Here is a 9774-nt window from a genome sequence, read left to right on the forward strand (position 1 = left end):
TTTTTGAAAACAATTTAGCGCAAGTTATTGTGTAACGATTCCTTAGCAACATTCTTGGGGCAGTATTCTACCCGAAAACGATGCGAATTTGAGCTATTTATTTATAAATATTTTTAGGATCAAGAGGATATTAAGGATATTGATAGAGGAAACTTTCTCTACCACGGCAATCTACTTTTTTAACTTGCTTGAAGTGAAGTGATTCCATTATCGAGATTGTTGCGTGGTTATTTTTAGCCACAATCGCTTGCATCGAATTTAGTTGGTAGATGGAAAACATATTATGAATCAGTTGTTCAAATAACAATACAACACTAGGGCTGTTAAAAAAATCAGGTAATAAACGAAATACAAAACTAAGGCCGAGTTCATCTTCAGCACAACATTCCTGCAAGCCAACAAAACCAACCACATGATCACTGGTTTTATCTTCAATGGCCAGTAAGCGACTCCTTTCCCCTACCTCTTGTTTATTAATGATTTTGAACAGAGACTCTGCCTGATGACGCGTCAACTTACCTGTTGGACAATATTTCATGCATTGTGCATCCATCACTACAAGGCAAAAATCATCAATATCAGATAAAACAAAAGAACGAATAATAAACAGATTATTTTCAGAAAATAGCGTCATCATTAAAGCTCCACACGTGCTAATAAATTATTTTCTTTACTTTGTGCATACCAATTCTCAAAGTCACGAGAAGAGAGAGGTTTAGAAAAATAATACCCCTGAATAATATCAACGACTAACGTACGCAGACGAGTCAACTGCACTACCCCCTCTGCAACGACCGTCAAATTTAATGTATGTGCCATTTCTGTGATGGCAACCACCAATGCATCGTTTTGATTATCACTGTCGATATCAGCGATAAATGCTCGGTCTATTTTTAAACAATCAAACGGGAATTTTTTTAAATAGTTTAGTGATGAATAACCTGTACCAAAATCGTCTAACGAAAGACGAACTCCCCGTTTAACTAAAGCTTGCATGGTTTTCAGTACCGATTCTTGATCACGAATTAATAAACCTTCGGTGATTTCAACCTCTAAAGAGTGAGCATTAACACCGCTTTCTTTTAATGCTTGGTCAAGCACATTAATTAAATCACCATATAAAAACTGTCGCGGTGATACATTCACAGCAAAATAGAACTCTTGTCCAAATATCTGTTGCCATTTTTTTAGTTGCAAACACGCTTGCTCAATGACCCAACGGCCAATTATAACAATATCACCCGTTTGTTCTGCAACAGGAATAAACTGATCTGGGTAGACTTCACCAAGCACCTTATTATTCCAACATAATAAAATTTCAGCACCCAGTAATTTACTGCCCTTACAGCTCACAAAATGTTGAAATACAAGGTAAAACGCCCCTTTTTCTAAAGCATGAGTTAAGTGTTTTTCAATCTGCATATTGACCATCAGTGACTCTGCTAATTTACCGGCATAGAGCTGGGTGCGAATAGCGTTTGATGATTTAGCAATATGCAATGCAATATCTAATTTTTTTAATAACGAATCAGCCGTGACACCATCATCAGGACAAACAACCGCACCAATATTTAATGACAATTTAACATCGATACCATGCAATTTAAGTGGCATTTCAAACAAGGCGTGTAACTGTTCAAGTTGCAATTCAAGGCTATGCAACGAGGTGACATTTTTTAATACAAAAGCAAATTCATCGCCACTATAGCGACATAGCATAAACAGTGACTCACCTAAAAAACTGATTTTTTGTGAAGAAAATTTAAGTGCCTGATCACCAATATCATGTCCTAATGTGTCATTAATACGCTTCAAGCTGGAGAGATCAACCACGCAGATAGCAATCGCATTAACAGTCTGTAAATTAGCAACATATTTATCAAGCTGACTAATAAATACGTTATGATTTAGTAAACCCGTCAATGTGTCATACGGTAAAAAATGCTCAATACTCTCAGTCCGTCGCTCGGAAATACTGATCAGATTACCAATAATGAGTGTTAATCCATCATCGATTTTATGTTGGATATTAATCTGTGAAAAAGCAACCTCATGTAAAACCCCTTGGTTATCTAATAACTCTTTTTTGTATTTAGGTTTATGAATAACATGTTTTATAAAACGACTCGGTAACATCGCTTCAAGAGGATCACAGCCTTCACCCGATTCAATCAACTGCTCTACACTTAGCCCCGTGAAATCACACAGAAACTGATTAACTAGAATAGTTTTATTTTGCTCATTTTTAACAAAAATGAGATAAGGAATGTTATCGATAATATTACTAAGAATACGCTCTTTTCCCTGTAAACACGCAAGCATGATACGTTGCTCATTAATATCTTGAATACCCCCCTGTAACTCTATCCCCTTTTTATCTTGATGTAATACCGTACGAATTTCAGCCCACATATGCGTGCCATCTTTACAGAGTAATTTTGCCTGAAAGCAGTGAGGCACCATGTCTAAACATAGAATCTGATCACTAATCACCTGATAGTGTTGATCCTCTAAAAATAAAACGCTAAGCGAACGGGAGGTAAGATCTGCTTCTCGATAACCTAATAATGATTCGCACATAGGGGAGATAAAAGTGATATGCCCTTTCCCATTAAGATGAAAAAGTACATTGCTGGCGTTTTGAATTAACGCTTCACTTATTTTTAACAGATGCTGTTCACTGTGTAGATTATCTTTTAAGCGCAAAGTTAAAGAGCATTGCTTATATCCCCAAAACACAGCACTAAAAATGAGTAATAAGAGGATTTCAAACTGTTTTTTTTGTTGATAGTTAAGTGTATCGACAAACAATGACAGTGATACGTTGTAGTATAAAAAATAGCAGGTCACTAAAATTAATAAATACTGAAGCAGAGAAGATACGATACTATTTTTAGGCATAAGCACTCCCCTTTTAATTTAGATAGGCTTAATAAAAATAGTTAAAATCCCTTTTTTTTTCAACAAAAAACAGTATTTAGATGATATTTTTTTATTTTCAAAACAAAAAACCATGCACTGCATGGTTTTTATTAGCTAAGTAAGTTGAATTGAAAGTTAAAATTATTGGTGATAAGGGACACTTAACTCATGCACTGCATCAATAAACACTTTGGCATTTTCAGGGGGTACGTCCAAATGAATGCCGTGGCCTAGGTTAAATACATGACCATTACCACTGCCAAAGCTATCTAAAATAGTTGCCACCTCTTGACGAATACGCTCAGGTGAAGCATATAACATTGATGGGTCCATATTACCTTGCAATGCAACACGGTCGCCAACGCGTGCTTTCGCGGTGGCCATATCAATGGTCCAGTCCAGACCAATACCATCACAGCCAGTATCTGCAATCTGCTCTAACCATTGACCACCATTTTTAGTAAACAGGGTAACAGGGATCTTTTGACCCGCGTAAGAACGGTGCAAACCATCAACAATTTTGTGCATATATTGTAGCGAAAAATCTTTGTAATCACGCGGAGAAAGTACACCACCCCATGTATCAAAGACCATCACCGATTGGGCGCCCGCTTCAATTTGTGCATTGAGATAACTAATCACAGAATCGGCTAATTTATCTAATAAAGCATGTAAAATTTGTGGATCTGCAAACGCCATTTTTTTGATTTTGGTAAACGCTTTTGAGCTACTACCCTCAACCATGTAAGTGGCTAATGTCCACGGACTCCCAGAGAAGCCAATCAAAGGCACTTCACCCTTTAACTCACGACGAATAGTACGCACCGCATTCATCACATACTGTAACTCACCTTCTGGATCAGGCATGATTAGGTTATCAACATCTTTTTTACAACTGATTGGACGTTCAAATTTAGGCCCTTCACCTTCGGAAAAGTAAAGCCCTAACCCCATTGCATCAGGAATGGTTAAGATATCAGAGAACAGAATAGCGGCATCAAGCTCAAAACGACGTAACGGTTGCAGTGTGACTTCACAAGCAAGATCAGCATTACGGCATAACGACATAAAATCACCCGCCTGTGCACGTACCGCTTTATATTCAGGCAGATATCGCCCCGCTTGGCGCATCATCCACACCGGCGTTTTATCAACATCTTGCTTTAATAAAGCGCGAATATAACGATCATTCTTTAATTCAGTCATGCTTCTCTACCCTGTCCATTCATATGTTGCGCATATGCTATCATTTTTAACAATAGTTTGAATTATTTTATAGCGACAATTGCCTAACGACACTGACTTATCAAACGATTAATTAATTTTCTCGCTAACGTGCCCTGATTGGGTAACTTGGGCAGATCATCAATGTCGTACCAATCGGCACTGCACAGCTCACGCGTATCGATCTTTATCTCTCCCGAAAGATACTCTGCGGTATAACCCATCATCAATGAATGTGGGAAAGGCCATGGCTGGCTCGTCACATATTTAATGTTTTTTATTTTAATTGCCGACTCTTCAAATACTTCACGTTCCACACAATGCTCTAACGTTTCCCCCGCCTCGGTGAATCCCGCTAATACCGTATAAACAGGCCGATTACTTTTCTTATGGCGTTGATGCAACGCCAGTAGAATTCTATTCTCTTTGCGAATACCGACAATAATACAGGGAGAAACACGTGGATAACAACGATGTTGGCAGTGGTAACATTTCATTGCCACCTCCCATTCAATTGGGTTCATTTTAGTGCCACACTGTCCACAGAACTGGTGGGTTTTATAAAAATGAGCCAGTTGAAAGGCACGCCCAGCCAATTCAAAAAGACGATCGTCTACCACACCTAACAGTGAGCGTAATTCACTGTATTCACCAAAACCAATATCCTGAGGTTGCGCAAACTCCAGTAAATAACAAGGGCTAGATTGGTACTCACCCACCTTTATTTTTTTAGCCACTAATGCGGCCGTTAAAGACAGATCATCTAAATTACCATAAGGCACTAAATCACCTTGAGGCAGCAATAAAATTTTCCCTTGCGCTAAAATAAACCACCAACAATTTTTTTGAGTATTCATCTTTTACCTTTCTAAACTCTACATGACCTCACAGTTATACATGAAGATAAGCCTTAAACTCAAATTCAAGTTGACGATAACAGCAATTTTCTTTAGTTTTTAACATTCAACTTATCCATAAAGTAATAAAGGAAGTGCGATGCTAACCAAATTAGAACAAGCAAAAGAGGAATGGGGTGGCACTCTGACCATTATTGATACTTGGCTTGAAGCGCGCCAACAGTGTGTGGTTTTATATTGCCAACTAGCAGGGTTACCCCCTTATCAGCAAGAGGTGCGCGGTTTGCCTGCGCAAAGTCTGATCACTAAGTTTTGTCAAATTCTGCTTGATTACGCATCAACAGGTCATTTTGAAGTCTATGAGCAAATTATCGCACAGTGTAAAGTTGATGGTGATGAAAACCTAAAAATTGCACAACAACTCTATTCTCGTATTACCAAAACAACGGATACTGCGCTTAATTTTAATGATAAATATGCAGAAAATGCCAGTGACAAAGCACTGCTTGATTTTGATAAAGATCTCTCTGAACTAGGTCAAATCATGGAAGGACGTTTTGAGCGTGAAGATCAGCTACTTGAAGTGGTACATCTGCACCATACACTTGCTTAGTTTTTAGCGGGTTTTTAAGAACGCATCAATGCCAACCTACCATGTAGTTTTGCATTGATGCGCTTAAGTATTAATATCGTCCATAAATGAAAAAATAGGTTAAGAAAGCGTTGGCACTTGCGAATCCAAACTATTTTTAAGCAGTAAAAAATACTCCTCAATAAACTCAGTTTGCGCCACGGTTGCAGGCTTATCCCACAAACGACCTAATATTTGCTCAATATCGTCAACTAACCGATCGCCCTCTGCAATGACTATTAAACGCACCTCATTACTCAGTTGCGTTTGTTGCTGACAAAAAGTGAGTAACATCTCTGCCACTTGATCAGAAACGATATCGGCGATCAAAGCACCTTGGGCTAAGCCATTTTGGCCTTCAAAGAGACCTAAATGATCGGAAAAATAACCGATACATGCTTCATAAGCTTCACTATTTAACAACATGAATAATATCCTAAAAAAATAACTTAATTGAAATATAGCTATATTTCAATTAAATAGCTAAATTTCTGCCATCTCTTTTAGAAAGCTATCTCGGCGTTTGTTAAATGCTTTTTTATGCTTTTTCGAAATCTCTTTCGATAAAGGCAAATTCACCCTCATCGCATTCACCGGTTTATTATAGATATGAAACTCATAATGTAGATGTGGTCCCGTTGAGCGACCAGTATTACCAGACTTCGCAATTAAACGCCCCATTTTAATGCGTTGCCCTTTACGCACATAAATTTTGCTAAGATGCAGATAACGAGTGGTATATTTTCGGCCATGTTTAATGACAATATAGTTACCTGCTGCGGGGTGATAACCAGCACGTTGCACAATACCATCACCAATGGTGTAAACTTTAGTGCCTGTTCCTACTGCAAAATCGGTACCATTATGAGGACGTACTCTTTTTGTTACCGGGTGCAAACGCCGCGGGTTAAATCCAGAGCTAATACGAGGACGACCATCAACAGGTAAACGACGATAAGCTTTGCCTAAGCCTTGACCATCGGCATCATAATAACGACCATCTTCACTTAAAAAAGCACTGTAAGTTTGTCGATTGGTTTTAATGAGTACCGCTAAGACCTCGCTATCATAGGTATACTGCCCGTTAATATATTGTTTAGAGACCAATACATGAAAGGTATCTCCTGCACGTAACTGACGGTTAAAATCAAACTTCTCCTGCAAAGCACTTGATATTTGTTGAATTTGCCCTGCTGATAACCCCACTTGTTTGGCGTTGATATAAAAACTTCCCGTTACACTGCCTTGGTAATAACTATTACGCCACTCTCCTTTTTCGGTTTCTAACAAGGAGATATAACTGCTGTCTTTAAGCACAAAAGAGAGGGTATTAGCAAAATCTATCTTCATTTTTAATGCGAGTAACTTATTATCCGCATCGATTAACAACTTAATCTCTTGTCCTGGCACTAAATTACCTAAACGTAGGTGAGATTTATCCGCCTCTTGTAACTCATGTAAAACAGCGGCAGAGAGCCCCTCTTTTTGAAACAAATTACTTAAAGAGTCTCCCTCTTTAATAATTAGCTGTATCTCACGTGTTCCAGTGAAATCGATACTGGACTTTCCATACTGCTCTCTCTCTGTGTCGATAGGCTCCGCTTTGGAATACTCACCTTCAGAAAGTGTTTGAATCGGCAATGTTAGCTGGCGCTTAATATTTTTATTTTGTTCTGACTGACTTGGCAAAAATGAGATCACCAATAAACAGACAAACAAAATAATGAGTGCGAAAAAGTGCTTGCGAGGAAGGTTATTAATAAAGGAGATAAAAACAGTTAATAATGCTTTAAAACGGATTAAAAAAGGCATAATAAAACTCTAAAATAAGGGCGAATGCGCAGTATACCCCCGTTCTCAGTACAGATGCAAAGGTGCTTTTCTACACTAGCATTGTGGCAAATATTTACTAGAATTGTAAATGACTTAAATTAGCTTAAAATAATTAAACTAGATTTCATGACAAAAAAAGGTAAGATAGACGTCTAGATGTAAAAACATCCAAACGAATTTATAAAGTAACTATTTAGGAGCTCACATGTCACGTGACTTATTTACCTCAGAATCGGTTTCTGAAGGTCATCCAGATAAAATCGCCGATCAAATTTCTGATGCGGTACTTGATGCCATTTTAAAGCAAGATAAAAAAGCACGTGTTGCTTGTGAGACATACGTGAAAACAGGCATGGTAATGGTCGGTGGTGAAATCACTACGGATGCTTGGGTTGATATCGAAGAGATCACACGCAAAACCATACGTGATATTGGTTACACTAGCTCAGAGATGGGTTTTGATGCTGACTCTTGTGCGGTATTAAATGTAGTGGGTAAACAATCTCCTGATATTAATCAAGGTGTCGACCGCAGTGATCCTCGTGAGCAAGGTGCTGGCGACCAAGGTTTAATGTTTGGTTATGCGAGCAATGAAACAGAAGAGTTCATGCCTGCCCCAATTACTTACGCGCATCGTCTGGTCAAAAAACAAGCAGACGTACGTAAAAGTGGCCAACTAAAATGGTTACGCCCTGATGCCAAAAGCCAAGTGACTTTTGCTTATGAAAATGGCGTGATTGTGGGCATTGATGCAGTGGTCCTTTCAACACAACATTCTGAAGATATTAAACAGGATGATTTAATTGAAGCCGTGATGGAAGAGATCATCAAACCGGTGTTACCTGCCAACCTACTTTCAGAACGCACGAAGTACTTCATTAATCCAACAGGTCGTTTTGTTATTGGTGGTCCAGTAGGCGATTGTGGTTTAACTGGTCGTAAAATCATTGTTGATACTTATGGCGGTACAGCACGTCACGGTGGTGGTGCATTCTCTGGTAAAGATCCTTCAAAAGTTGACCGTAGTGCGGCCTATGCAGCGCGTTACGTTGCCAAAAATATCGTAGCAGCCGGTCTTGCAGATCGTTGTGAAATCCAACTTTCTTACGCGATTGGCGTGGCAGATCCAACCTCTATCAGCGTTGAAACGTTTGGCACAGAAAAAGTGGTTAAAGGTCTGATTATTGACCTTATCCGTAAACACTTCGATCTTCGTCCATACGGCCTGATTGAGATGTTAGATCTTATCCAGCCTATCTACCTATCAACAGCTGCTTACGGTCACTTCGGTCGTAAAGAGTTCCCTTGGGAATCACTCAATAAAGTTGAAGATCTGAAATCTGACGCATTTTAAACATTGCTGACAGAAGAAGATAAAAAAGCACTCATATTTATCGGTGAAGATTGTTTCATCGAGGCAGAGTGCTTTTTTGATCGTGCTTTTGAACGCCCTCATTACCAGTTTAACCAGCGAGGGAAAGCCGCTGGCACAGCACACCTACAACGCAACCTTATTAAAATAAACCCCACGCTATTTATCCATAATAGAGAACAATTCTTGCAACAAGTTATTCCCCACGAAGTGGCACATCTAATCACCTTTCAACACTATGGAAAAGTACGTCCACATGGCAAAGAGTGGAAAATGGTGATGCGTGATATTTTTAAGCGCCCAGCACTCACCACACATCAGTTTGATACCCAAAGTGTTGCAGGCCAACAGTTTAGCTACCGCTGTTTGTGTACAACACATCAACTGACCATCAGACGACATAACAAGGTATTAAAAGGTAGCCGTTATCTGTGTAAAAAATGTCAAACGACACTCTGCTTTGACCCGACACGTCTCAAATAATTATCTGCATAGTATTTGCTAAATCAATCTAGCTCTGTATTATCATGAGCCTGCTGGCATCTAACCAAAAACAGAAAAATAACAGTGTAATTTATTGATTTAACAGGTGTGTTTTAAATTTAGCATCTTGAGGTATTCCCTACTATTCACCTTTATAATTCTTTCAGGTTGTCGCAATCAAGGTAAACAAACAACAGCAGATTAAAAATGATTCCCCTTCTGTAGAAAAGCCCCAAGAAAAACACCCTAAAATAATAAAACCAATCGCTATTGCGAAAGTTACGATTGAACACAAAAAAACGTACCACGAAAATGGCCAATTGGCTTGTATATACCCATGATACTTCAAGATGCAAAGGCAGCAAGGCAAATTGTGCCAAGGTGCTAGGCATAAAATTGAAGTATAGTTATTCTACATAGAGATTTTATAACAACGCAGATTGGTGCAATTT

At 38.7% G+C, this 9774-nt stretch carries 9 protein-coding genes; 3 read left to right on the top strand and 6 right to left on the bottom strand.

What is annotated here, in order from left to right:
• Nucleotides 1-130 precede the first annotated feature (130 nt).
• The 4 genes from G322_RS0114260 to nudC form a co-directional block, all read right to left on the bottom strand.
• Complete coding sequence (locus tag G322_RS0114260) at nt 131-637, bottom strand: GNAT family N-acetyltransferase (RefSeq protein ID WP_022942419.1); 507 nt, start codon at nt 635-637, stop codon at nt 131-133.
• The gene (locus G322_RS22400) at nt 637-2901 is read right to left on the bottom strand and encodes a sensor domain-containing protein (protein ID WP_022942420.1); all 2265 of its coding nucleotides are present in this window, start codon (nt 2899-2901) and stop codon (nt 637-639) included. The genes G322_RS0114260 and G322_RS22400 overlap by 1 nt, the downstream gene beginning before the upstream one ends.
• Before the next feature lie 162 nt (nt 2902-3063).
• Complete coding sequence (gene hemE, locus G322_RS0114270) at nt 3064-4128, bottom strand: uroporphyrinogen decarboxylase (RefSeq protein ID WP_022942421.1); 1065 nt, start codon at nt 4126-4128, stop codon at nt 3064-3066.
• An 83-nt stretch (nt 4129-4211) separates the two neighbouring features.
• Nucleotides 4212-5003, bottom strand: a complete 792-nt coding sequence (gene nudC / locus G322_RS0114275) for an NAD(+) diphosphatase (protein ID WP_022942422.1) — start codon at nt 5001-5003, stop codon at nt 4212-4214.
• A 139-nt stretch (nt 5004-5142) separates the two neighbouring features.
• On the opposite strand from nudC, the gene G322_RS0114280 reads away from it, so the two are divergent.
• On the top strand, nt 5143-5616 hold the full coding sequence (locus G322_RS0114280) for an Rsd/AlgQ family anti-sigma factor (protein WP_022942423.1): 474 nt from the start codon (nt 5143-5145) through the stop codon (nt 5614-5616).
• 99 nt (nt 5617-5715) lie between these two features.
• Here the strand turns inward: G322_RS0114280 and G322_RS0114285 are convergent, their stop codons facing one another.
• Entirely contained in the window at nt 5716-6060 is a 345-nt protein-coding gene (locus G322_RS0114285; RefSeq protein WP_022942424.1) for a DUF3802 family protein, read from the bottom strand.
• A 57-nt stretch (nt 6061-6117) separates the two neighbouring features.
• Nucleotides 6118-7446, bottom strand: a complete 1329-nt coding sequence (locus tag G322_RS0114290) for a peptidoglycan DD-metalloendopeptidase family protein (RefSeq protein WP_022942425.1) — start codon at nt 7444-7446, stop codon at nt 6118-6120.
• A 226-nt stretch (nt 7447-7672) separates the two neighbouring features.
• Between G322_RS0114290 and metK the strand changes: the two genes are divergently transcribed.
• Both metK and G322_RS0114300 read left to right on the top strand, forming a co-directional pair.
• The gene (metK, locus tag G322_RS0114295; protein ID WP_022942426.1) at nt 7673-8821 is read left to right on the top strand and encodes a methionine adenosyltransferase; all 1149 of its coding nucleotides are present in this window, start codon (nt 7673-7675) and stop codon (nt 8819-8821) included.
• A gap of 3 nt (nt 8822-8824) precedes the next feature.
• Entirely contained in the window at nt 8825-9322 is a 498-nt protein-coding gene (locus tag G322_RS0114300; protein WP_022942427.1) for a SprT family zinc-dependent metalloprotease, read from the top strand.
• The last annotated feature ends 452 nt before the right edge of the window (nt 9323-9774 follow it).

Origin of the sequence: Psychromonas hadalis ATCC BAA-638, assembly GCF_000420245.1 — a bacterium.
Classification (GTDB): Bacteria; Pseudomonadota; Gammaproteobacteria; order Enterobacterales; family Psychromonadaceae; genus Psychromonas; species Psychromonas hadalis.

Bases quoted from the DNA above. Each gene is read 5' to 3' on its own strand.
- hemE (WP_022942421.1), bottom strand. From the start codon at position 4,128: ATGACTGAATTAAAGAATGATCGTTATATTCGCGCTTTATTAAAGCAA.
- metK (WP_022942426.1), top strand. From the start codon at position 7,673: ATGTCACGTGACTTATTTACCTCAGAATCGGTTTCTGAAGGTCATCCA.
- G322_RS0114280 (WP_022942423.1), top strand. From the start codon at position 5,143: ATGCTAACCAAATTAGAACAAGCAAAAGAGGAATGGGGTGGCACTCTG.
- G322_RS22400 (WP_022942420.1), bottom strand. From the start codon at position 2,901: ATGCCTAAAAATAGTATCGTATCTTCTCTGCTTCAGTATTTATTAATT.
- G322_RS0114260 (WP_022942419.1), bottom strand. From the start codon at position 637: ATGATGACGCTATTTTCTGAAAATAATCTGTTTATTATTCGTTCTTTT.
- G322_RS0114285 (WP_022942424.1), bottom strand. From the start codon at position 6,060: ATGTTGTTAAATAGTGAAGCTTATGAAGCATGTATCGGTTATTTTTCC.
- nudC (WP_022942422.1), bottom strand. From the start codon at position 5,003: ATGAATACTCAAAAAAATTGTTGGTGGTTTATTTTAGCGCAAGGGAAA.
- G322_RS0114290 (WP_022942425.1), bottom strand. From the start codon at position 7,446: ATGCCTTTTTTAATCCGTTTTAAAGCATTATTAACTGTTTTTATCTCC.